At 66.4% G+C, this 22,813-nt stretch carries 20 protein-coding genes; 13 read left to right on the top strand and 7 right to left on the bottom strand.

The features are described 5' to 3' along the window. The first annotated feature begins 126 nt into the window (after nt 1–126). Genes E3T29_RS17290 through E3T29_RS17305 form a run of 4 tightly spaced genes read left to right on the top strand, consistent with a single transcriptional unit; the run spans nt 127 to nt 3,377 of the window. The gene (locus E3T29_RS17290) at nt 127–1,032 is read left to right on the top strand and encodes an ABC transporter ATP-binding protein (protein WP_134346746.1); all 906 of its coding nucleotides are present in this window, start codon (nt 127–129) and stop codon (nt 1,030–1,032) included. Continuing rightward, nucleotides 1,029–1,718 (top strand): ABC transporter permease, encoded by a 690-nt coding sequence (locus tag E3T29_RS17295; RefSeq protein WP_134346747.1) that lies wholly within the window; start codon nt 1,029–1,031, stop codon nt 1,716–1,718. The genes E3T29_RS17290 and E3T29_RS17295 overlap by 4 nt, the downstream gene beginning before the upstream one ends. After that, nucleotides 1,715–2,470: an ABC transporter permease gene (locus E3T29_RS17300; RefSeq protein WP_134346748.1), complete on the top strand. Its 756-nt coding sequence runs from the start codon at nt 1,715–1,717 to the stop codon at nt 2,468–2,470. Before E3T29_RS17295 ends, E3T29_RS17300 begins: the two co-directional genes overlap by 4 nt. Beyond that, the gene (locus tag E3T29_RS17305; RefSeq protein ID WP_134346749.1) at nt 2,454–3,377 is read left to right on the top strand and encodes an ABC transporter substrate-binding protein; all 924 of its coding nucleotides are present in this window, start codon (nt 2,454–2,456) and stop codon (nt 3,375–3,377) included. The genes E3T29_RS17300 and E3T29_RS17305 overlap by 17 nt, the downstream gene beginning before the upstream one ends. 11 nt (nt 3,378–3,388) lie before the next feature. On the opposite strand, the gene E3T29_RS17310 is transcribed toward E3T29_RS17305, so the two are convergent. Both E3T29_RS17310 and E3T29_RS17315 read right to left on the bottom strand, forming a co-directional pair. Beyond that, nucleotides 3,389–4,378, bottom strand: coding sequence for a M56 family metallopeptidase (locus E3T29_RS17310; protein WP_134346750.1), 990 nt, complete (start codon nt 4,376–4,378; stop codon nt 3,389–3,391). A 44-nt stretch (nt 4,379–4,422) separates the two neighbouring features. Next, the gene (locus E3T29_RS17315; RefSeq protein WP_134346751.1) at nt 4,423–4,809 is read right to left on the bottom strand and encodes a BlaI/MecI/CopY family transcriptional regulator; all 387 of its coding nucleotides are present in this window, start codon (nt 4,807–4,809) and stop codon (nt 4,423–4,425) included. 104 nt (nt 4,810–4,913) lie between these two features. Between E3T29_RS17315 and E3T29_RS17320 the strand changes: the two genes are divergently transcribed. Genes E3T29_RS17320 through cydC form a run of 4 tightly spaced genes read left to right on the top strand, consistent with a single transcriptional unit; the run spans nt 4,914 to nt 10,730 of the window. Then, nucleotides 4,914–6,326, top strand: coding sequence for a cytochrome ubiquinol oxidase subunit I (locus E3T29_RS17320; protein WP_134346752.1), 1,413 nt, complete (start codon nt 4,914–4,916; stop codon nt 6,324–6,326). Between the two features lie 12 nt (nt 6,327–6,338). After that, nucleotides 6,339–7,343 (top strand): cytochrome d ubiquinol oxidase subunit II, encoded by a 1,005-nt coding sequence (gene cydB, locus E3T29_RS17325; protein WP_134346753.1) that lies wholly within the window; start codon nt 6,339–6,341, stop codon nt 7,341–7,343. Nucleotides 7,344–7,363: 20 nt separating this feature from the next. Beyond that, nucleotides 7,364–9,040, top strand: coding sequence for a thiol reductant ABC exporter subunit CydD (cydD, locus tag E3T29_RS17330; RefSeq protein WP_134346754.1), 1,677 nt, complete (start codon nt 7,364–7,366; stop codon nt 9,038–9,040). Continuing rightward, on the top strand, nt 9,033–10,730 hold the full coding sequence (gene cydC / locus E3T29_RS17335) for a thiol reductant ABC exporter subunit CydC (protein WP_134346755.1): 1,698 nt from the start codon (nt 9,033–9,035) through the stop codon (nt 10,728–10,730). The genes cydD and cydC overlap by 8 nt, the downstream gene beginning before the upstream one ends. 4 nt (nt 10,731–10,734) lie before the next feature. Here the strand turns inward: cydC and E3T29_RS17340 are convergent, their stop codons facing one another. Then, entirely contained in the window at nt 10,735–11,370 is a 636-nt protein-coding gene (locus tag E3T29_RS17340) for a DedA family protein (protein WP_134346756.1), read from the bottom strand. 87 nt (nt 11,371–11,457) lie between these two features. Here E3T29_RS17340 and E3T29_RS17345 point away from each other — a divergent pair, with 87 nt between their 5' ends. The 5 genes from E3T29_RS17345 (at nt 11,458) to holA (ending at nt 19,963) form a co-directional block, all read left to right on the top strand. After that, nucleotides 11,458–12,894 carry an anthranilate synthase component I family protein gene (locus tag E3T29_RS17345; RefSeq protein WP_134346757.1) on the top strand — a complete coding sequence of 479 codons (1,437 nt, stop codon included), beginning with the start codon at nt 11,458–11,460 and terminating at the stop codon, nt 12,892–12,894. Between the two features lie 97 nt (nt 12,895–12,991). Further along, nucleotides 12,992–15,577, top strand: coding sequence for a leucine--tRNA ligase (gene leuS, locus E3T29_RS17350; protein ID WP_370449194.1), 2,586 nt, complete (start codon nt 12,992–12,994; stop codon nt 15,575–15,577). A 137-nt stretch (nt 15,578–15,714) separates the two neighbouring features. Next, a complete protein-coding gene (locus E3T29_RS17355; protein ID WP_134346759.1) occupies nt 15,715–16,440 on the top strand; it encodes a helix-hairpin-helix domain-containing protein in 726 nt (241 codons plus the stop codon). Then, on the top strand, nt 16,437–18,869 hold the full coding sequence (locus tag E3T29_RS17360) for a ComEC/Rec2 family competence protein (protein WP_134346760.1): 2,433 nt from the start codon (nt 16,437–16,439) through the stop codon (nt 18,867–18,869). Before E3T29_RS17355 ends, E3T29_RS17360 begins: the two co-directional genes overlap by 4 nt. A 38-nt stretch (nt 18,870–18,907) precedes the next feature. Next, nucleotides 18,908–19,963, top strand: coding sequence for a DNA polymerase III subunit delta (gene holA / locus E3T29_RS17365; protein WP_134346761.1), 1,056 nt, complete (start codon nt 18,908–18,910; stop codon nt 19,961–19,963). A 15-nt stretch (nt 19,964–19,978) separates the two neighbouring features. Here holA and E3T29_RS17370 read toward each other — a convergent pair whose 3' ends face one another. The 4 genes from E3T29_RS17370 to E3T29_RS17385 all read right to left on the bottom strand — a co-directional run bounded on the left by E3T29_RS17370 (nt 19,979) and on the right by E3T29_RS17385 (nt 22,769). Next, nucleotides 19,979–20,608 carry a hypothetical protein gene (locus tag E3T29_RS17370; RefSeq protein ID WP_134346762.1) on the bottom strand — a complete coding sequence of 210 codons (630 nt, stop codon included), beginning with the start codon at nt 20,606–20,608 and terminating at the stop codon, nt 19,979–19,981. 243 nt (nt 20,609–20,851) lie between these two features. Further along, entirely contained in the window at nt 20,852–21,115 is a 264-nt protein-coding gene (gene rpsT, locus E3T29_RS17375; RefSeq protein WP_092339797.1) for a 30S ribosomal protein S20, read from the bottom strand. A 259-nt stretch (nt 21,116–21,374) separates the two neighbouring features. Next, on the bottom strand, nt 21,375–22,025 hold the full coding sequence (locus E3T29_RS17380) for an LD-carboxypeptidase (RefSeq protein ID WP_241987878.1): 651 nt from the start codon (nt 22,023–22,025) through the stop codon (nt 21,375–21,377). A gap of 15 nt (nt 22,026–22,040) precedes the next feature. Beyond that, nucleotides 22,041–22,769: an alpha/beta fold hydrolase gene (locus tag E3T29_RS17385; protein ID WP_134346763.1), complete on the bottom strand. Its 729-nt coding sequence runs from the start codon at nt 22,767–22,769 to the stop codon at nt 22,041–22,043. Nucleotides 22,770–22,813 lie beyond the last annotated feature (44 nt).

The raw sequence follows: 22,813 nt of genomic DNA on the forward strand, positions 1-22,813 counted from the left end.
CGCGTGTTCGCTGTTGGATAAATCTTTTGTGAGCCAGCGTTTTGCCTGTCGCTTCGAATAGTGATTGGCTTAGCATCTGGTTTGTGTTGACCCGACCTGAACTGATGCGAGGAGCGAGCCACCAGGATGATTGAATTCCACTCGGTGACGAAACGGTTCCCCGACGGCACCCTTGCCGTCGATGATTTCAGCCTCGTTCTGCCCTCGCACAAGACCACCGTGTTCGTCGGAACGTCCGGGTCGGGGAAAACAACCCTGCTACGCATGATCAACCGCATGGTTGATCCGACCAGCGGGTCGATCGAGATCGACGGAGCCGATATCGGTACCCTCGAGCCGGTCAAGCTGCGGCGCGGCATCGGCTACGTTATGCAGAACTCAGGGCTGCTTCCCCACCGCAGGGTCATCGACAACGTCGCCACGGTGCCGATGCTGCGTGGAATGTCAAAGAAGAAGGCCCGTGACGAAGCTCTCCAGCTGCTCGACACGGTCGGACTGGACCGTTTACTCGCCAACCGGTATCCCAGCCAGCTCTCCGGCGGCCAGCAGCAACGCGTCGGCGTGGCGCGCGGCCTCGCCGTCAACCCCAATATTCTGCTCATGGACGAGCCATTTGGTGCGGTGGACCCGATCGTGCGCGCCGAACTGCAGCAGGAACTGCTGCGATTGCAACGGGAATTGGGCAAGACCGTGGTCTTCGTCACCCACGATATTGACGAAGCCTTTCTGCTCGGCGATCAGGTGGTCATTCTGCGCACCGGCGGCAAGGTGGCCCAGGTCGGCTCACCCGCGGAGATCCTGGCGAACCCCATTGACGAGTTCGTGGCAACGTTTGTCGGCGCCGATCGCGGCAAGCGATCCCTGCACCTCGAGAACCACGGCGATGGCGACATCGTGGTTGACGAGACCGGTCGTCTGGCCGGCGTTCTCGTAGGCTCCGGCCCTTCAGCGTCGCCGTCAACTGTCAGCTCAGAGTCAAAGGCCGGCCCTCGCGGACCGGGTGCTTCGGCGCAGGGTGGGGATTCGCGGTGACCTGGATCTGGTCGAATCTTGACCTCATTTGGGATCGCACGTTCGATCACCTCATCCTCAGCGTGCCCTCGATCATTCTTAGTTTCCTCATCGCCCTCCCGTTCGGTTGGCTGGCTCACCGGTATCGGGCGAGCCGGGCGGTGATCCTCACCACGGTCGGATTGCTCTACGCAATTCCGTCGCTGCCGCTGTTCATCGTGCTGCCCTTTATCGTGGGTACCAGCATCCGCTCGCCGTTGAACCTCATCATCGCGCTGACCCTCTATGGGGTGGCTCTGATGGTGCGGGTGGTAGCGGATGGTCTCGGTTCCGTCGACCGCGACGTGCAGCAGTCCGCGACCGCCGTCGGCTTTTCCGGCTGGACGTCCTTTTGGCAGGTTGAGCTGCCGCTGGCCGGCCCCGTGCTGCTGGCCGGGCTGCGCGTCGTAGCCGTCAGCACGGTGAGCCTGGCCACGGTCGGCGCCGTGATCGGCGCCCAGAGTCTCGGCAGCCTGTTCACCGACGGGTTTCAACGGGGAATCCAGGCGGAGATCATCGCGGGTATCCTTGCCACCGTGCTGCTGGCCCTGGCCCTCGACGCCGTGCTCGTCCTGATCGGGCGACTGCTGATGCCGTGGACCAGGCGCAGCGCGATCGGCGTCGTCGCTCGACCCGGTGCTGTCGCGCGACAGGAGGTCACCACGTGAGCTTTCTGACCGAAACCCTGGCCTGGCTGGTCGATCCCGCAAACTGGGTCGGCGCCGGCGGGATTCCTACCCGCCTCGCCCAGCACCTGCTGTTCACGCTCGTGACCCTGCTCGTCGCCGCGCTGATTGCCGTACCGATCGGCTTTTTGATCGGCCATACCGGCCGCGGCCGCGGACTGGCCGTGGCACTGTCGGGCGCATTCAGAGCCATTCCTACCCTGGGCCTGCTCACCCTGGTGGCCCTCTGGGTGGGCATCGGCCTGAACGCCCCGTACGTGGCCTTGACCGTGCTAGCCATCCCGCCCATTCTTGCTGGTGCCTATACCGGTTTCGAGGCAATTGATCGCAAGATCATCGATGCCGCACGGGCCGTGGGCATGTCCGAGGCCCAGATCGTGCTGAAGGTCGAGCTGCCGCTCGGGCTGCCCCTGCTCATCGGAGGGCTTCGCTCGGCAACCCTGCAGGTGGTGGCCACGGCTACTCTGGCCGCCTACATCGCTAATTTCGGCCTCGGTCGGTACCTCTTTGAGGGACTGCGAATCCGCGATTACGGCGAGATGCTCGGCGGATCGATCCTGGTGATCCTGCTGGCGATCGTGCTCGAGGGCGTGTTCGCCCTCGTGCAAAAATTGGTTGTTCCCCGCGGCGTCACAGCGGGACTCCCCACAGACATCCGCGACGGGTCATCCCGATCCCGCCCGGTGATGGAATCCACCATCGAGGAAGGAAACAGTCATGTTCACAGCGAATAGAGGCCGGCTCACGCTCATCGGCGTGGTCGCGGTTGGGGCCGTCGTAGCCCTTGCAGGGTGTGCGTCGGGGGACCCCCTGGCGGAACCATCGAGTAGCGCCGGCGGCTCCACCATCGTGGTCGGCTCGCAGGCGTACTACTCCAACGAGATCATCGCCGAAATTTACTCCCAGGCGCTTGAGGCCGGCGGTTTCACCGTTGACCGACAGTTCCAGATCGGCCAGCGCGAGGTCTACCTGCCCGATATCGAGGCCGGCAAGATCGACGTGTTCCCCGAGTACACCGGAAGCCTGCTGCAGGCCCTCGACAAGGCCGCCGTCGGCGGCACCAGCGACGCGACCTACGCTGAGCTCCAGACAGCCTTGCCCGACGACCTTCGGGTTCTTGACCAGGCCGGAGCATCCGACCAGAACTCCTGGACGGTCACCGCCGACTTCGCGAGCAAGTACGACCTCACCGATATCGCTTCCCTGACCAACGTCACCGAACCGATCACAGTCGGCGGCAACTCGGAGCTCGAGACCCGGCCGTACGGGCCGACTGCCCTGAAGGACAAGTACGGCATCAGCATCGCGGGGTTCGTACCGGTCGAGGACAGCGGCGGACCGCTGACCGTCAAGGCCCTGGTCGACGGTGATATCCAGCTCGCCAACATCTACACGGCCGACCCGAACATCAAGACCAACAACCTGGTCGCCCTCTCCGACCCCGACGGACTGTTCTTCCCGGACAACGTCGTGCCGGTCGTCTCCCAGAAGATCGACGACAGCGCGGCAGCGATCCTCAACAAGGTCAGTGCCGCGCTGACGGCAGACACCCTCGTTGACCTGAACGCCCAGAGCAAGAACGACCAGCTCTCGGCGGACAAGATCGCGACGGCCTGGCTGACCAAGGCAAAGCTGATCTAGTTGCGGCAGTTCTAGGCACCGAACAGGATGAGGGCCGGCCCGACCAGGAGCACCGCCGACACGGTGAGTGCTCCGGCCGTGGCCGTGTAGTGCAGCGGCACGGTTGGATTAACCAGCCGCGCCACTCGCGGCAGGATCTGGTGCGCCGGGTGCTCGGGTTCGACCGCGAGTTCCCGGTTACGGTCTGAAGCGGATGCGGTGGCTTGCGCCGCAGCATCCGCTTCTTTGTCTGGTGGGGGAGTAGCGCCGGCCAGGGTGAAACCGACGAGAGCGATCGCGCGGGCCAGGGTCTGGTCGTCAACGATGCGGCGGGCATGATCGTCGGCGAGCATCTCGACCAGCAGGGCGACGGCATTTTCGGCGCGGTTGGCGATGGGGAACCACGGTAGCGCGCTGTGCCAGCTTTTGAAAGCGAGCAAGACCAGGTGGTGCTGCTGTACGAGGTGCGCCTGCTCGTGCGCGATCACGGCACGCACCTGGTCGGCGTCGAGCAGCCGGAGCAGGCCATTGGAGAGTACCGTCGCCGACTGTCCGGCCCCGGGCAGGCAGTAGGCGACTGGCGCCGGATGGTCGATGACCCGCATGCCAGGCTGACCGTGCAGGGGATCGCTGAGCAGGGCAATGAGGGTGTGGTGATGTCGGCGCTGCCGCTCGGCGCGGACGAACGTCGCGAGCAGGTTGAGCAGGAGGTGACCACCGAGCAGAATGGCCGCGCCGATGGCGAGCATGTGGGTGAAGCTCGTTCCATCGGGAAGCGTGCCGGCCGTGAGGTTGCCGCCGAGTGCGACCAGACTCTGGGCAAGGGTGGTGCCGAATGGGGTCAGGCCGTAGAGCAGCAGTGACCCGATCATGGACATGCCGCCGGACAACGCGATGGCCTGCCAGAGCACCAGTGCCACACCGGGGGAGCGCGCGGGCCAGCGCGACCGCCCCAGCAGGAGCGGAACGGGCCAGGCCAGCAGCACGGCGATGGTACCCAGGAGCAGGGCGGCGATGGTCACGCGCGTGGTCGGGTGGTCAGGGACGCAGCGTCAGGCACGCAGTGTCAGGCATTGTCGGACGGCGCAACGCCGAGGAGGTGCCGCAGGGTCTCAGCTTCCTGCGGCGAAACGGAACCGATGAACCGGGCCAGGGCTGCCTGGCGATCGGGCACCTGCCCGAGCACCTCGTGCATGAGGCCAGCGGTGTGTTCGGCGCGGGTCATTACGGCGGAATAGGCGTGCGGACGCACGCTGCGATCGCGCGTGACGAATGCCTTCGTTTCCAGCCGGGACAACACCGTCAAAACGGTCGTCGTCGCCAGCGGCTTGCCCGGCGTGGCTGAAGCTGCGGGCCGCAGCAGAGCATCCTTGAGTTCGTTCGCTGTCAACGGTGCCGTGGAGTCCCACAGGATATCCATCATTAACCGTTCGAGCACACCCAAATTTCCCATGTTGTTAATATTACGTCGCGAAACTGTGTTTTCTACACAGTGTAGAAGAGTAATCTTCTACGTAGCGTAGAAAATGGGCGCTGCACAATAATGCTGGAGGGCATATGAACGAGTGGTTGGATCCTTTACTCCTGTCACGGTGGCAATTCGGTCTCACGACCGTGTACCACTTTCTTTTCGTCCCGCTCACGATCGGTCTGGCCCTCACGGTCGCGATCTTTCAAACGGCCTGGGTACGTACCGACAAGGCTAAATATCTGCAGCTGACGCATTTCTTCGGCAAGATCTTTCTGATCAACTTCGCCATGGGCGTCGTGACTGGCATCGTGCAGGAATTTCAGTTCGGCATGAACTGGTCGGACTACTCGCGTTTCGTCGGTGACGTTTTTGGCGCTCCGCTCGCCTTCGAGGGGATTGTCGCCTTCTTCCTCGAAGCTACGTTCGTTGGCCTCTGGATCTTCGGCTGGGACAAACTACCCAAGAAGATTCACCTCGCCACGATCTGGCTCACCGCGATCGGTTCGATCGCGTCGGCCTACTTCATCCTCGCCGCGAATGCCTTCATGCAGAACCCGATCGCCTACACGATCAACGAGGAAAAGGGGCGTGCCGAACTCACCAGCATCTGGGAACTGCTCACCAACCCCATTGCCCTCGCCGCCTTCCCGCACACGATTTTCGCCTGCTTCATGGTCTCGGCCGGACTCATCATCTCGGTAGCTGCCTGGCACCTGTACCGCAACCAACACCTCGACACCATGCGTCCGGCGCTCAAGTTCGGCCTCTGGATGATGGTCATCGCCGGCGTGCTCACGACACTCGCCGGAGACCAGCTGGGCCTGGCCATGGTTGAGGCCCAGCCGATGAAGATGGCCGCTGCCGAAGCGCTGTACCACACGGCGACCGGTGCCAACGCGAGCTTCTCCATCTTCACCCTTGGTACGCCGGACGGCGTGCACGAGTTGTTCTCCGTGCGCGTTCCCTACCTGCTCTCCTTTCTATCGACCCACACCTTTGACGGCACGGTCGAGGGCATCAACAACCTGCAGTCGCAGTACGTCACCCTGTACGGCCCCGGCGACTACACCCCGACCATCTGGATAACCTACTGGGCGTTCCGCTGGATGATCGGCCTCGGTCTCGCGCACATGCTCGTTGCCGTCGTCGGCCTGTGGCTGACCCGCAAGGGGCGCAGCCCGAAGCGCACCTGGGTATGGAAGGTCGCGATCTGGAGCTTCCCTTTCTCCCTGCTCGCGATGAGCGTCGGCTGGGTGTTCACCGAAATGGGTCGCCAACCCTGGCTCGTGTTCGGAATGCTCAAAACCGAAGACGGCGTCTCGCCCGGCGTCAGCGGCGTGGAGATTCTGATCTCGCTGATCGCCTTCACCCTGCTCTACGGAATTCTCGCGGTAGTCGAGTTCCGACTCATCCTCAAGGCCGTTCAGAAAGGCCCGGACGATGCACCGGTACCCGACGCCGAATCCGGCGAAGTCACGCACGCTGCCACGGTCTACTAACAGGAATACACAATGGATCTCACAATTCTCTGGTTCTGGATCATCGCTGCGTTGTTCATCGGGTACTTCGTGCTCGATGGCTTCGACTTCGGGGTCGGAATGTCCCTGCCATTTCTCGGCAAGGACGACACCGATCGCCGCGTTCTCATCAACACCATCGGCCCGGTCTGGGACCTCAACGAAACCTGGGTCATCGTCGCCGGCGCCTCACTCTTCGCAGCGTTCCCCGAGTGGTACGCGACCATGTTCAGCGGCTTCTACTTGGCTCTGCTGCTCATTCTCGTTGCACTGATTCTGCGCGGTGTGTCCTTTGAATACCGCCACCAGCGCCCCGAATCCACCTGGAAGAAATGGTTCGACGGCATGATCATCGTCGGTTCGGCCGTTCCGGCGCTGCTCTGGGGTGTCGCCTTCGCCAACGTCGTGCGGGGCGTCAAACTCGACGTCAACCACGACTACATCGGCACCTTCTTCGACCTGCTGAACCCGTACGCCCTGCTCGGCGGCGTCACCACGCTGCTGCTGTTCTTCGTGCACGGGGTCGTCTTCGTCTCGCTCAAGACCGAGGGCGACATTCGGGTTCGGGCGCGAAAGCTCGCCACCAAGGCCGGAATCGTGACGATAGTGGTCGCGGCCAGCTTCCTGGTGTGGACAACCTTCGCATATGGCACCGTGGCATCCGCTATCTTCGCCGCTCTGGCCGCTGTGGCGCTGATCGCCTCCTTCCTGGCCAACCTGCGCGGTGCCGAACGGCTCGCGTTCGGCCTGATGGCCGCCACGATCGGTCTCGCCGTGCTCACCCTGTTCGCCTCGCTGTTTCCCGACGTCATGCCGGCCAGCAACGACGCGGCGAACAGCCTGACCATCACGAACGCCTCCTCGTCGACCTACACGCTCGGTGTGATGAGCTGGACCGCACTGATCGGCATGCCCGTCATCCTGCTCTACCAGGGCTGGACCTACTGGGTGTTCCGCAAGCGCATCGGCCGGGCGCAGATTGAGGTCGCCGTACACTAGCGCTGTGGCAGACTGAGCCAGTGCGCCCCCTCGATCCTCGCCTTCTTCGTTACGCCCACGCAGCGCGCCGATTTCTTCTGATCGGCGCGCTGCTGGGCTTCGCGCAAACCCTCGTCGTCATCGCGTTCGCCTGGCTGCTGACCCGGGCGATCACGCTCACGGTCGCGGGGGAGCCCCTGAGCACGATCATGCCGACCCTGGCCGCCCTCGCCGGGGTCGTTGTGCTGCGCTCGGTGCTCATCTGGCTGCTCGAAGTGGCGGCCAACCGCGGTGCCGCCCAGGTCAAGAGCCAACTGCGGGCCCGCGTCATGGCCAAGCTCGCCGAACGCGGCCCCGACTGGGTCGCCTCCCAGCAGAGCGCTCGCCTGTCGACCGTCGTCACGACCGGTCTCGACGCCCTCGACAACTACTTCGCCCGCTACCTGCCGCAACTGTTGCTGACCATGATCGCCACACCGATCCTGATCGCGGTCATCCTCTGGCAAGACCTCGCGAGCGGCCTCACGGTCATCATCGTGATTCCGCTGATTCCCGTCTTCATGATTCTCATCGGCAAGGTCACCCAGTCGGTGCAGCAGGAACAATGGCAGGCGCTGCAGCGCCTCTCCACCGGATTTCTGGACGTGGTCGGGGGCCTCGGCACCCTCAAGATCTACGGTCGGGAACGACGCCAGTTCGACCGGATCCGTTCCATTACCGAGGAATATCGCACCCGCACCATGAAGGTGCTGCGCGTCTCGTTCCTCAGTGGCTTCGTGCTCGAACTCGCCGCGAGCCTCTCGGTCGCCCTCCTCGCCGTGTCGATCGGCCTGCGGCTCATCGACGGTGCCCTGCTGCTCGGAGTCGGTCTGTTCGTTCTGCTCCTCGCCCCGGAGGCGTTTCTGCCGCTGCGCCAGGTGGGCGCACAGTTTCACGCTGCCGCCGACGGGCTCGCGGCCGCCGAAGAGCTGTTCACCATTCTCGACGATGACTCCGTCGCGACGGTCTCGGCTGTCTCGACAGCGGATGCCGCGGCCGGCGCCGGTCTCGTAGCACCCCACGCGGGTCAACTCGGGCAGGCAGCCGGCGCCCTTCGTCTGGCGGGTGTCACCGTTCGGCGGGGCGACTCCGTGGTGATCCACCAGTTGCACGCGGAATTTGCCCCCGGCCAGCTGAGCGTGCTGCGCGGAGTCAGCGGGGTCGGCAAGTCGACCCTCGTAGCCGCCCTGCTCGGCTTCGTGCCGTATACCGGTACCCTCACGCTCGGCGGCGAGGCCGTCACGGCCGGCGCGCCGCGCCCCTGGCTGGCCTGGTCCGGCCAGCGGCCGGGCCTGTTCCGCGGAACGGTGGCCGAGAATGTGGCGCTGGGGGCGGCATCCGCTGAACCCGGCCTGATCGTGCAGGCCCTCGACTGGGCGGGAGCCGCCGAGGTGTTGCCCAGCAACGTTCTCGGGGTGAACGGCGACGGGCTCTCCGGCGGCCAGGCGCAACGCGTCGGCGCGGCCCGCGCCATCTACCGTGCGCTGGCGACCGAGTGCCACGTGCTGATTCTCGACGAACCGAGCTCAGCGCTCGACTCCGACGCCGAAGCCGGTCTGCTGGCCGGCCTCCGCCACCTCGCCGACCAGGGACGCGTCGTGATCGTCGTCAGTCACCGGCCGGCCGTCGTCGCTGCCGCAGACCACGTGATCGAATTGCAGGAGCTCATCCATGTCTGACGTCACCACGGCTTCCCGCGACGTGCTGCGCCTCGCCCAGCCGCGCCCGCGCTGGTTTGCCCCCGGGCTGCTGGCCGGCATCGGGAGCGCCGTCATGGCCGTGGCGCTGCTCGCCTGCTCAGCCTGGCTGATCACCCGCGCGGCCGAGATGCCCTCGCTGGCGTTTCTCGGCCTGGCCGTCGTGGGCGTGCGTGCCTTCGCCATCTTTCGCTCCGTGCTGCGCTACCTGGAACGCCTGACCAGCCACGATGCTGCCTTCCGGCAGCTGGCCGAACTGCGGTTGGGCATCTTTCGCCGCATCGTTCCGGTAGCACCGGCGGGCTTGGCGAGCACCGGTCGCGGCGACCTGCTGACCCGTCTGGTGCGTGACGTCGACGACCTGCAGGACCTCCCACTGCGCGTCGTACAGCCCCTGCTGGTGGCCGGCGTCACCGCGGGGCTCAGCGTGATCGGCATCTGGCTGATCCTTCCGCTGGCCGGCCTCACCCTGCTCGTCTGCCTGCTCCTGGCCGGGGTGCTCGGAACCGTGCTGCCTCGCAGCCTGGCCGCTCGGGCCGACCGCGAGCTCGCCCCGCTCCGCGGTGCCCTCGCCGACGAAGTGCTCGAAATCGCCCTGAACCTCGATGTGCTCACCGCCTTCGACGCCCTCAGCCCGCGCCTGGCGCAGCTCGCACGCACCGATGAGCGCCTGCGGCGCGCCACGCTGCGCCGGTCGGCCGGGGTGGGCGTGCAGTCCGCCGTCGTGGCCCTGTTCGCCGGAGCAGCAACGCTCGGCGCGCTCTACTTCGGGATCCCAGCGCTCGAGAGCGGGGGTGGGCTGCTCAGCCCGGACCTGCTCGTGCCGACCCTCGTCGTCGCCGTGCTCGTGCCGATGGCCGTGTTCGAGGTGTTCGGCATGATTCCCCTCGCGGCCGGGGCCTGGCGTCAGGTGCGGGTCAGCGCGCGTCGCGTCGCCGACGTCGTTCCGCAGGCTGTGCCCGCCGAAATTCCCGTCGACGTGGTGAACCCGCAGGAGCTTTTTTCTCCCGACCAGGCCCTCGGCCCGGTCGTACTGGAACTGACCGATCTTGGCGCGCGCTGGCCCGGCCAGGTCGACGCTGCTGTAACCGGCGTGACCCTGCGACTCGCGCCGGGGGACCGCGTGCACCTTGCCGGCCCAAGCGGCGCTGGCAAGACGACTCTCGCCCAGACGCTCGTGCGCTTTCTGGATTACACCGGTTCCTACCGGCTGAACGGGGTCGAGGCGCGCCTGCTGGCCCAGGATGAGGTGCGACGCGTGGTCGGACTGTGCGAGCAGCGACCCTGGTTGTTTGACGACAGCATCCGTCAGAATTTGCTGTTCGCCCGCGACACGGCCACTGACGCCGAACTCGAGGCTGTGCTCGCCCGCGTCGGCCTGGCCGCGTGGGCTGCCCAGCGCGGCGGACTCGAGGCCCGGGTGGGCGAGCGCGGCGTGCTCGTCTCCGGTGGACAGGCCCAGCGCATCGCCCTCGCCCGGGCCCTGCTGGCCGATTTTCCGGTGCTCATCGTCGACGAGCCCACGGCCAACGTCGACAGTGCGGGGGCGGATGCCCTCGTGCGCGACATTCTGACGGCCGCCGCCGACGCGCACCGTGCCGTGCTGCTCATTTCGCACACCCCCGTACCGGACGAGCTCGTAACAGCGCGGGTGACCCTGCCGGGCCGATAAGACGTCAGTCCATGTGGCGCTGTTCGCGTCGGTGTAGCCACTTCTTGATCAGGAACACCGCGAGGACGAACAGCGCGATCACGCCGACAAACAGGTAGCCGGCGAAGTGCAGCCGGCCGCTTAGCTCGCGGTAACCGCCAGCCGCCGCCGACCCCACGCTGACATAGGCGAGGGACCAGATGACGCAGGCCGGCACGGTCCAGGCCATGAAGGTTCGGTAGCGCATGTGGCTCGCGCCGACGGTGACCGGAATCAGTGAGTGCAGCACCGGAAGAAATCGGGAGATGAACACGGCGACACCGCCGCGCCGGTCGAGGTAATTCTCGGCGCGAATCCAGTTAGGTTCGCCGATACGTCGGCCGAGTCTGCTGCCGCGAATGAACGGTCCGAAGTGATGTCCGAGGGCAAAGCCGATGCTTTCCCCGGCCAGGGCGCCGACGATCACGGCCGCCACAAGCGTGATGAACTCGACCGGGCCGTCGACCGCCGTGCTGGCCACAATGACGATCGTGTCGCCGGGAACGACAAGTCCCACCAGCACCGAGGTCTCCAGGAGCATGCCCAAAAAGGCCAGAAGCGTTCGAATGACCGGGTCGACGCCGGAGACGGTGTCGAGGATCCACGTGAGGATGTCATTCATTTCGCCCAGCCTACGTGCTCGGCGCGATTCAACAAGTCGCGCTGGCCGCCTTCGGGTACGGGCACCGCGCAAAGCTAGGCTGTTCTGGTGACCGGCCCCGTGCAGAGCAGACTCCTAAGTAGCTGGACGGACCCCGCCACGGCTTTTGCGGCCCTCTATTCCGACGCTCCCTACGCGTTCTGGCTCGATGCCGGCCCGGGCGCTCGCACCGGTGTCAGCTACCTCGGCGCAGCCTCGCCCCGCTCCCGGTTCGTGACCGCGTCGGTGATCGAGGGAACGGTCACGTCCGTCTTTCCGACGGATGCTGCGCCGCCGGTCGTCACGCAGGAGACCGTTTTCGAGTTCCTCCGCCGCGACCTGGCCGATGATGAAACGTCGAGCCTCTCTGGGATCGAGGGGTTCGACCTCGGCTGGGTCGGCTGGCTCGGCTACGAACTCGGCGCGCACACCGTCGGCACGCCCGTGCACGAATCGCGCTACCCGGATGCTGCCCTGCTGGAGGTCGACCGGATGATCCGGTTCGACCACGACTCCCGCACCGTGACGCTTGTGGCGAGCCGGGGCGCGGATGATTCGAGCTCGGCCGATCCCAGCTCGGTCGTGACCGAGTGGTTCGACCAGACCGCCGCAGCACTGGCGGCGAGCCCGCGCGGGCCGGCGGCGGCCCGCGCGGCCGTGCCCCGGGCATCCGCCGCTTCAGCGCACTGGAGGCACGACGAAACCGAGTATGCCGCGCTGATCGAGACCTGTTTGGCGGCCATCCACGATGGCGACGCATACCAGTTGTGCCTGACCAATGAGATTCGGGTGCCGGGCCAGTGGCACCCGATCGAGACCTACGGCGTGCTGCGGGCCGGCAGCCCCAGCCACCACGGCGGCGTGCTGCGCTTCGGTGACCTGGCGCTGCTCAGCGCGAGTCCGGAGCAGTTTTTGCACGTGGGCCGGGATCGACGCGTGCGTACCAAGCCGATCAAGGGCACGAGGCCGCGCTCGAAGGAGCCCGGCGAGGACGAGCGGCTGAAAGTCGAACTTGCCCAGAGCGACAAGGAACGTGCCGAAAACCTGATGATCGTCGATCTCATGCGCAACGACCTCGGACGCATCGCCGAGCTCGGTACCGTGGCGGTATCCAGCCTGCTCGCGGTGGAGAGCTACCCACACGTGCACCAGCTGGTCAGCACCATCGAAGCGCTTCTGTCACCGGGCGTCACGGTGGTCGACGCCATCCAAGCGTGCTTTCCGGCCGGGTCCATGACGGGCGCACCGAAGCGGAGCGCGATGACCATTCTGGACGCGCTGGAGACCGGGCCGCGGGGCGTCTACTCCGGGGCGTTCGGCTATATCGGGCACGGCGGCGTCGCCGACCTGGCCATCGTCATCCGCAGTATCGTGCTCGATTCATGCTGGGCCAGCATCGGCACGGGCGGCGGAATCACGGCCCTCTCCAACGCCGCCGACGAGATCGAGGAGACCCGAATCAAGGCGGCCGCCCTGCTTGCGAGCCTCGGTGTCGCCTGGCCCTAGTAATCTAGACCTTGTACACGTGCGCTTCGTCGCGCGTGCGCCCGAGCGAATGCTCCCGCATCGATCATGTTCAACCCCTGCAATGAATGAGAGTCACGTGGCACACGAGCACGAAAGCGTACGCATTGACGCGCGCGATGAGAGCGGCGAAGAAGTGTACGACTTCGCGGCGATCCAGGCGAAGTGGCAACCCATCTGGGAAGAGCTGGCCCCGTTCAAGACGAGCGGCGAGGGTGACACCCGTCCGCGCAAATTCGTGCTCGACATGTTCCCGTACCCCTCGGGCGACCTGCACATGGGCCACGCCGAGGTCTACGCGCTCGGAGACGTCGTCGCCCGCTACTGGCGCCACCAGGGCTTCAACGTGCTGCACCCGATCGGCTGGGACTCCTTCGGGCTACCCGCCGAGAATGCCGCCATCAAGCGCGGCATCGACCCGCGCGGCTGGACCTACGACAACATCGCGCAGCAGAAGAAGAGCATGAAGCTCTACGCGACCAGCTTCGACTGGGATCGCGAACTGCACACGAGCGACCCCGAGTACTACAAGTGGACCCAGTGGCTGTTCCTGCAGCTCTACAAGAAGGGCTTGGCCTACCGCAAGGACAGCTGGGTCAACTGGGACCCGATCGACCAGACCGTGCTCGCCAACGAGCAGGTGCTGGCCGACGGCACGAGCGACCGCAGTGGCGCCGTCGTGGTCAAGAAGAAGCTCACCCAGTGGTACTTCAAGATCACCGACTACGCCGACCGCCTGTTGGATGACCTCAACCAGCTCGAGGGCACCTGGCCGGCCAAGGTGCTCAACATGCAGCGCAACTGGATCGGCCGCTCCATCGGAGCGGATGTCGACTTTGCGATCGAGGGCCGCACCGAGCGCGTCACCGTGTTCACGACCAGGCCCGATACGCTGTTCGGCGCGACCTTCATGGTCGTCGCCCCCGATTCGGATCTCGCCGCCGAACTGGTGGCCGACTCCTCACCCGAGGTGCAGGAAGGCTTCCAGGAGTACCTCGTGCAGGTGCAGCGCAGTACCGAGATCGAACGTCAGGCCACCGACCGGCCCAAGACCGGCGTGTTCCTCGGCCGCTACGCGACCAACCCGGTCAACGGCGAACGCCTGCCCATCTGGGCGGCCGACTACGTGCTGGCCGATTACGGCACCGGGGCGATCATGGCCGTGCCGGCGCACGACCAGCGCGACCTCGACTTCGCCCGCGCGTTCGACCTGCCCGTGCGGGTCGTCGTCGACACCAATTCTCCGGCCACCGGCATGATCCCGGTGATCACCCAGGGCATGATCGACGGCACCGAGGAGCTGCCCTCGCTCGACCCGCTCAGCACCGGCATCGCCTTGGCCGGTGAAGGCCGGCTGATCAACTCGGGCCCGCTCAACGGCCTGAGCAAGATCACCGCGATCAAGCGCATCGTCGAGCAGCTCGCCGCCGACGGCTTGGGCCGCGCGGCCAAAAACTATCGTCTGCGCGACTGGCTGGTCTCCCGCCAGCGCTACTGGGGCGCTCCGATCCCGATCATCCATGGCGCCGACGGCACCGAGATCCCGGTGCCCGAAGACCAGCTGCCGGTGCTGCTGCCGCCCGCTGAGGGCCTCGACCTGAAGCCGCGGGGCACCTCACCGCTCGGCGGAGCGACCGACTGGGTCAATGTGCCCAACCCGATCGACGGCACGCCAGCCCGCCGCGATGCCGACACCCTGGACACCTTCGTCGACAGCTCCTGGTACTTCCTCCGGTTCCTGAACCCGCAGGACGACACCAAGGCCTTCGACCCGAAGGAGGCCGAGAAGTGGGCGCCGGTCGACCAGTATGTCGGCGGTGTCGAGCACGCCATTTTGCATCTGCTGTACGCGCGCTTCATCACAAAGTTTCTGTTTGATGAGGGCTATGTGAGCTTCACCGAGCCGTTTACCGCGCTGCTCAACCAGGGCATGGTCATTCTCGACGGCGCCAAGATGAGCAAGAGCAAGGGCAACCTGGTCTACTTCACCGAGGAAATCGAACGCCACGGCGTCGACGCCGTTCGCCTGACGATGGCCTTCGCCGGCCCGCCGGAAGACGATATCGACTGGTCCGACGTGTCCCCGGTCGGCTCGGCCAAGTTTCTGGCCCGCGCCTGGCGCGTCGCCCGCGACGTCACCAGTGCCCCCGACGCGGAATGGAAGACGGGCGACCTCACCCTGCGCCGCGTCACCCACCGCTTCCTCTCCGATGCGCCTGGCCTGGTCGAATCGTTCAAGTTCAACGTGGTCGTCGCTCGACTGATGGAACTGGTCAACGCCACCCGCAAGGTCATCGACACCGGCGCCGGGCCGGCGGATGCCGCCGTGCGCGAAGCCGCCGAGGCCACCGCCATGGCGCTGAACCTGTTCGCCCCCTACACAGCTGAGGACATGTGGGCTCACCTCGGCTACGAGCCGTGCATCGCCCTCGTGCCGTGGCGCAAGGCCGAACAGACCCTGCTCGTGCAGGAATCGGTGACGGCGGTCGTTCAGGTGGACGGCAAGATGCGCACCCTTCTCGAAGTCTCGCCGAAAATCTCCAGCGAAGACCTCGAGAAAATGGCGCGGGACGCGGCCGCGGTCATCCGCTCGATCGGTGATCGCGAGATCATCAAGGTGATCGTGCGCGTGCCGAAGCTCGTTTCCTTCGTCACGCGCCCGTAGGGCGCAGCGACAGACCGGCCCCGGTCGATCCGGCCTGACCGGTCAGGGCCTTCTCCACAGGGCTGCCCTTGGCCGGGCTGTGCACAGATCGGGTGACCGGCGGCAAGTGGATTCTGCGCGCGGCCTAGCCTGCCATCATGCAGCCCGACCGTTCCCCCTTCGACCTGGAGCGCCTCGCCCCCGCTGCCCGCGGGCGCCCCCGCCTTCGGGTCGGCGTCGGTGCGGCCGTTGTGTTGCTGCTGCTCGCCCTCGTCGTGGCCGTCATCGTGTCGGCCATCGGCCAGCAGGCCGGTCAGCGCACCGTCGGCATCGGATCGGCGGCGATACCATCGGGTTCGACCTCGACCTTTGCGCCGTTCGACGCGGGTGCGAGTGCAGCGCCGACCGACACCGGCGCTGGCGGGGGCGGCGCCATCATTTTCGTGCACGTCCTCGGAGCGGTGGCCCAGCCCGGACTGTTTCAGCTGCGCGATGGTGCCCGGGTCATGGATGCGATTGCCGCTGCCGGCGGTTTGACCGCCGAGGCTGATCCGGCCGGAGTGAACCTGGCCCGCATCGTCGGTGACGGCGAGCAGTTCTACGTTCCCCGGCAGGGCGAGGTGCCGCCGGCGCTCCCGGCGCTCCCGGCGGCAGGCGGGACCGGCGGCGGCGGCGGGGGTGGTGCCCCAGCGGCCAAGGTGAACCTCAACACGGCCACGGTGGCCGACTTGGATTCCCTGCCCCGCATCGGCCCCACTATGGCGCAGCGCATCATCGACTACCGCACCAAGAACGGCCGGTTCGCCAGCGTCGACGGGCTCCGCGACGTCACCGGGATTGGCGACAAAACCTTCGAGGCTCTCAAAGACCTCATCACGGTATGAACCTCGACCTGCGGCTGGCGGTTCCGGCCCTCGCCGTATGGCTGACGGCCGGCCTCCTGATTGGAACTCCCGAGTCGGTCGGGGTCGTTGCTGTGACGCTCTGGCTGCTCGCTGGCGGCTGCACCGCCCTACTCGTCCTCAGTCGGATGCCGCGGCGCGGCCAGTGGCCGGGGGCGCCGCGGGCCGGGCGGTGGCAGACCCTGGGTGGCACCCTGGTGCTCTGCTGTACCGGCGCGGCGCTCGTGGCCACCGCCGTCGGTGTCTGGGCACCGGTGCGACTGCCATCCGAGGTGCGGGGCGCTGCCGAATCGCACGCGGCGATCACGGCCACCATCACCGTGTGGTCGGTTCCGGTGGCAGCCAAGGCGTTCATCGGCAGCGGAACTTCGGGGCGGGTACGCTTTAAGGCCACGCTCACGCAGCTTGAGAGCCGGGGCGAGACCACGCCCGTCTCGAGCCCGGTCGTGGTCTTTGCCGAAGCGTCCCGGAGCGGGGCTGAACCAGAGATCGGTTCGAGCCTCGTGGTGCGCGGCACGCTGCGCACGACCGAACCGGGCGACGCCACGGTCGCCCTGCTGTTTGTGAACGAAACGGCGCGCGGTGTCGCCCTGCCGCCGTGGTGGTTGCAGTGGGCCAACGAGTTGCGGGCCCGGTTCAAGACAGCGGCGACGAGCGTCGCCGGCGACGGGGGAGACCTGCTGCCCGGCCTGGCTATCGGTGACACGAGCGCGGTCAGCCCCGGCCTGGATACCGCGATGAAAACCAGCTCACTCAGCCACCTCACCGCGGTATCCGGAGCCAATTGTGCCATCGTCATCGCCTCCATCATGCTGCTCGGTGGCTACCTCCGGCTGCGTCGTTCCTGGCGCATCGCATTGTCGCTGCTGACCCTGCTCGGTTTCACCATCCTGGTCACACCGGAGCCGAGCGTGCTGCGCTCGGCGGTCATGGCCACTCTCACCCTGGTCTCGATCGGTGCCGGTCGCCCAGGGCGCGGCCTGCCGACCTTGCTCGTCGTTGTCATCGCCCTGTTGGTGAGCGATCCGTGGCTGGCCCGCAACTACGGTTTCGCACTCTCGGTACTCGCAACGGCCGGGCTGTTACTTCTCGCCGGTCCCCTCGCACGCGTTCTGGCCCAGTGGATGCCGTCTGCACTCGCCGCGATCATCGCGATTCCCCTGGCCGCCCAACTGGCCTGCCAGCCCGTGCTGATTCTGCTGAACCCGAGCCTGCCGCTGTACGGAGTTCCTGCGAACATTCTCGCCGGTCCGGCCGCGCCGATTGCGACGGTGGTCGGGCTGATCGCCTGCATGATGTTGCCGCTCCTGCCGGGCGTGGCCGCGGGCCTGCTCGCCGTGGCCTGGCTGCCGTCGGCCTGGATCGCCGCGGTCGCTCAGACGGTGTCGATGCTGCCCGGCACCCGGCTGCCCTGGCCCGGCGGTGCACCCGGCGTGCTGTTGCTCGTGGTCGTCACGGTGCTCACCCTCGTGGTCGTGCTGCGTGGCCGGGCCGCCACTCCGGCCCGCTGGCCGGCCGCGGTACTGGTCGTGCTACTCATCGGCCTGGGCGGTTACGCCGGGTCGCTCATCGGAACCGGCATCGGCCGTGTCGTCTCCTTCCCGCCCGACTGGCAGATCGCCGCCTGCGACATCGGCCAGGGTGACGCCGTCGTCGTGCGGGACGGCGATCAGTACGGACTCGTCGACGTCGGGCCGGACCCTAAACTACTTTCCGCCTGCCTCGGCACCCTCGGCGTCAGTCGCATCAACCTGCTCGTGCTCACTCACTACGACCTCGATCACATCGGCGGAGTCGACGCCGTGATCGGACGGGTGGACACCGCGCTGGTCGGCATGCCGGAGAACGCCCAGGACGTAAGCCTGCACGAGCGGCTCGCCGCGGGCGGTGCCGCCGTTCGGCAGGCCGCGCGCGGCGATTCCGGTACCCTGGGCGGCCTCACCTGGAACATTCTCTGGCCTATTCGGGGAGCGACGACGATGCAGGTGGGCAACCCGGGAAGTGTCACGATCATGTTCGACGGGCGGGGCATCCGTTCTATCTTTCTCGGCGATCTCGGGCAGGAGGCGCAGGATGGCCTGCGTCGCGCATCATCGCCCGGCCGGGTCGATGTGGTGAAGGTCGCGCATCACGGCTCGGCCGATCAAAGCCCCGAACTGTATGCGGAGCTGCGGGCGCGGGTGGGGCTGATCTCGGTGGGGGTGAAGAACACCTATGGGCATCCGACCGAGAAACTGCTGAATATTCTCGCTTCAGTGGGCACGCTGTCGGTGCGCACCGATCGGGAGGGGATAGCGGTGGTCGCTCCGGGGCCGGGCGGCACGCTCGTGCTCTGGACCGAGAAGGTCGCCGACCGTGGTCCGCCGGCGAACCCCACGCCGGCTGCCGAGAGCGTCGGTGGTGCGGGATAGGCTTGATCGACAGCCGCACGAAACCCAAGGAGATCGCTTTGGCCGCACGACCCGCCACGACCGGTTCCCGGTCCGGAAAGGCTGCCCCGGCCCGCACCAGTAAGGGCACCGTCATTCCCCAGTTGGGCTGGCATCAGGTGCGTCCGGCACCGATCGTGCTCGTCTCCGGCACCGAAACGTTCCTCGCCGAGCGATCCATCCGCCAACTGCGCGACTTTCTCAAGCTGGAAGACCCCAGCCTGGAAATCAGCGATGTGCAGGCCGACAGCTATGCGCCCGGTGAGCTGCTCACCCTGGCGAGCCCGTCGCTGTTCGGTGAGCCCCGCCTGATTCGGGTCAGCAACGTCGAGAAGTGCAGCGACACTTTTATGGCTGAAGCGCTCGACTACCTCGAGAACCCGGCCGACGACACCTATGTCGTGCTGCGGCACGGTGGGGGAGTGCGCGGCAAGAAGCTGCTCGATACCATTCGCAGCGGACTCGGCGGTGCCATCGAAATCGTCTGCACCGAGCTGAAGAAAGACACCGAGAAGTACGAATTCGCGACCAACGAGTTCAAGGCGGCGGGCAAGCGCGTCACGGCCAGCGCCCTGCGTCAGCTCGTCGCGGCCTTCTCCGACGACCTGGCCGAACTCTCGGCCGCCTGCCAGCAGCTCATTTCGGATGCGACCAGCGAGGTCACCGAGACCACGGTCGACCGGTACTACGGCGGTCGGGTAGAAACGAACGCCTTCAAGGTCGCCGACTGGGCCATTGCCGGTCGCAACGGCGAGGCGCTGGTTACCCTGCGGCACGCCCTCAGTTCCGGGGCGGATCCGGTACCGATCGTCGCGGCGTTCGCCATGAAGATCCGCACCATGGCCAAGGTATTCGGCGCCAGGGGCGGGTCAGCGCAGCTCGGCGCTCAGTTCGGCCTCGCTCCGTGGCAGGTGGAACGCGCGCAAAAAGACCTGCGCGGCTGGAGCGATGAGGGTCTCGCGCGCTGCATCCTCATGCTGGCCGAAACGGATGCCGCGGTGAAGGGTGCCGGGCGCGACCCGGTCTTCGCCCTCGAACGCCTGATCGGCGTCATCGCCCGTCGCGGCGAGGAGTAATGCGGCTCTTTCCCGTCAGCGGTCGCCGGCGTCCGCGACCGTGATGGTGGAACGGTTCAGGTAGAGCCAGACTCCGTGCTGAAAGCTCGGGTTGCCACAGACCCGGCTGGCAACCCACACCGGCAGCAGGGTTGACGAACTGGCCAGATCGGTCGGCTTGGCCAGGGCCTCGAACGAGGACGGCAGGCTCGGGCAGTACTCCAGCTGCACCCGGCCGGTGACCTCGGAGAACTGCACCGAGACTGGTCGTTCGGCCGGGGGTGCCAGAATGCGCAGCGCCCCGAGTCCGGCAATCGCCATCACGGCAGCGATAGCGAACACGGCACCGAACCCCGACAGCGAGCGAATGCGTCGAATCGTTCGCGCCGCCCGGTCGACTTCCAAATCCGAGCTGATCGAGCGGGCAGTGGCCATCGATGCCGCAAGGTAGAACGTGATTCCAATAAGTAGAAGCGCGATCGAGGCCAGTGCGAGGAACAGCTGGGTGCGCGTAGCGCCGTAAACATCTTCGCCCGTGTTGAGTGCCAGCCACACGGCAACGGCGAGGGCGGCGGCGCAAAGCAGCGCGGCCAGAAACCGAGCGTGTGCGCGTCGATGGGGGCCGCTGCTATCGGGGATCAAACTGGCCGGTGGGGTGCTCTTCACCGGCCAGTCTAGTGGGGTCGCGCGCACCATCCCGCTCGCCGCCAGCAGGATCATTCGGGGTGTGTCGCACGAGCGCACAGCGGTCACCGGTGGGGTCCGTTCGGGTGCGGGTTGAACCGGCCGGGCTCGACTGAATGCAGAAAACCCCCGCCGTGATGGCGGGGGTTTGCTGTGCGACGAGGAGCGGCATCCGCTCTGTGCGAGCCGACACGGTTACCGACGCGCGGGTGGAGCCAGAACGGATCAGACGAGTGCGGAAACGGCCTTCGCGATGGCCGACTTCTTGTTCGCAGCCTGGTTCTGGTGGATAACACCCTTGCTGACGGCCTTGTCGAGCTTCTTGGAAGCAAAGGCGAGACCGACGACGGCCTTATCCTTGTCGCCAGCGGCAATCGCGGTGCGAGTCGCGCGAATCGCGGACTTGAACTCGCTCTTAACGGCCTTGTTGCGCTCCTGGGCCTTCTTGTTGGTGCCAATTCGCTTGATCTGCGACTTGATATTTGCCACGTTTTTTACGCTTTCGTTAGATTTTGTATGGACAGCCGCGAAAGCGGTAGAGGGCGCTCGAACGGCGAAAATCGTGCGGGGTGGGACCCAACACGCAAGCCAACCACTAACGCTACCAGCAATCGTCCCGACCCCCAAACCGGCTGTGCCCGCGCGAGCGAATACCTCGTGAGCGGATGACCGCCCCCGATATGGGTGCGCGCTACGCCGGCTTACCGTAGCGACTGCCCGTATCGGGCGCACCCATGCCGATGCCGCGCTACCGCAGGGACTGCTGCAGATACTGCTCAGTCTCCGTGAAGACTAGCCGGCCAAGTGCTCCGTTGACGATGGGCAATTGCGGCGGGACGTGCCCGCATTCGACGTTTCCGATGATGGGAAGACCGAGCGTACCCAGGGCGTCCAGCCCGGCCTCCAACTGCGTCAGCGTGGGGGAGTCCTTCGCTCCGGTCCGGCCCACGAGCACGGCGGCCGCTCCGTCGAAGAAGCCGGCCAGTCGCATCCCGTGCAGGTATCGGCAGATGGCGGTCGCCTCGTCACCGGCGGCCTCGATGTAGACGAGGGTGGCGATATCCGTTTCTCCGCACAAGCGGGACATGAGCAGCGTGGAGATGTCCGAATAGCCGACGATCCAGGTTGGATCAGCGGCGGCGATGGCATCGAAATCCAGGTGCGCGATGAGATCGATCGCCGTCTCGCCACCCCAGGGCGGAACGATAGCGCGCACTCGTGGGTCGAGGAGCATCCGCATGAACTCGGCGGCGCGCTGCTCCACCGGCGCACTGAGCCATGACCGCGCCCGATACGGGTAGCCGCAACGCCGGTTACCATAGCCCGCACCCATATCGGGCGCGGTCACGCGGTTGCGGAGCGCAACGAGGTCATTCGGGCCGAGATCGGGCGCGGCCAAGCGGATGCTGCAGCCTCAGTCCGCCCGCCACACTTGCTCGGCGATCCGCAGCAGGATCGCGGTGAACCGCTCGGGCTGGGCCAGGCTCGACAGGTGCGTCGCCCCCGGCACCACAACGACCTCCCCGTTTCGGCAGGCCGCGAGAAAGCGCCGTTCGTTCAGCCGAAAATGATCGAGGGCACCGTTGACCAGCCAGATCGGGCCCGGATACGCCGCCAGGCTCGCCAGAGGAGTCAGCGTCGAGGTCGCGCGCAGCCCGGCATCCATTACGTCGAGCGCCGCCCCGCCGGCGAGTACATCGCGCGCGCCCGCCGCGGGCAGAAGCCGGCGCGCCATGGTTTCGTGCAGCCACAGCCCTCGATCGGGCAGGCGATGAATTGAACGGGCCAGCAGTCGATACCCCTCAAGCAGCGGGCCTTTCGGAACGGCGCTGCAACCGGCGGCGACGAGTCCGGCCACGCGGTCGGGGTGTCGGGAAGCGTAAGCCACGGCGTAATAACCGCCGAGCGACAGCCCCACGAGCAGGACCCGGCCACCGAGCGTCTCCACCCCGGCGTCGATGGCGGCGAGCGCGGCCGACACTGTGAAGGGCTCATTCATGCGCTGCCCGTGACCGGGCAAATCGATCGCCAGCACCGGATACCCGGCTGCCCGCAGCTTCTGCTCCTGAAAACGCCACATCGTGGCCGACGCGCGAATGCCGTGCACGAGCAGAACCGGCACGCGGGCCTCGGGAATCTCCATGGCGTGAGCCTAGTCAGCCGCGGCGACAGTCGGCTGGGCACCGC

Origin of the sequence: Cryobacterium sp. TMT1-66-1 (assembly GCF_004403435.1) — a bacterium.
GTDB classification, from domain to species: domain Bacteria; phylum Actinomycetota; class Actinomycetes; order Actinomycetales; family Microbacteriaceae; genus Cryobacterium; species Cryobacterium flavum.

Coding starts and splice junctions, on each gene's coding strand:
- E3T29_RS17340 (WP_134346756.1), bottom strand. CDS start 11,370: ATGAATGACATCCTCACGTGGATCCTCGACACCGTCTCCGGCGTCGAC.
- E3T29_RS17315 (WP_134346751.1), bottom strand. CDS start 4,809: ATGGGAAATTTGGGTGTGCTCGAACGGTTAATGATGGATATCCTGTGG.
- E3T29_RS17360 (WP_134346760.1), top strand. CDS start 16,437: ATGAACCTCGACCTGCGGCTGGCGGTTCCGGCCCTCGCCGTATGGCTG.
- cydB (WP_134346753.1), top strand. CDS start 6,339: ATGGATCTCACAATTCTCTGGTTCTGGATCATCGCTGCGTTGTTCATC.
- E3T29_RS17385 (WP_134346763.1), bottom strand. CDS start 22,769: ATGGAGATTCCCGAGGCCCGCGTGCCGGTTCTGCTCGTGCACGGCATT.
- cydC (WP_134346755.1), top strand. CDS start 9,033: ATGTCTGACGTCACCACGGCTTCCCGCGACGTGCTGCGCCTCGCCCAG.
- E3T29_RS17290 (WP_134346746.1), top strand. CDS start 127: ATGATTGAATTCCACTCGGTGACGAAACGGTTCCCCGACGGCACCCTT.
- E3T29_RS17305 (WP_134346749.1), top strand. CDS start 2,454: ATGTTCACAGCGAATAGAGGCCGGCTCACGCTCATCGGCGTGGTCGCG.
- E3T29_RS17320 (WP_134346752.1), top strand. CDS start 4,914: ATGAACGAGTGGTTGGATCCTTTACTCCTGTCACGGTGGCAATTCGGT.
- E3T29_RS17355 (WP_134346759.1), top strand. CDS start 15,715: ATGCAGCCCGACCGTTCCCCCTTCGACCTGGAGCGCCTCGCCCCCGCT.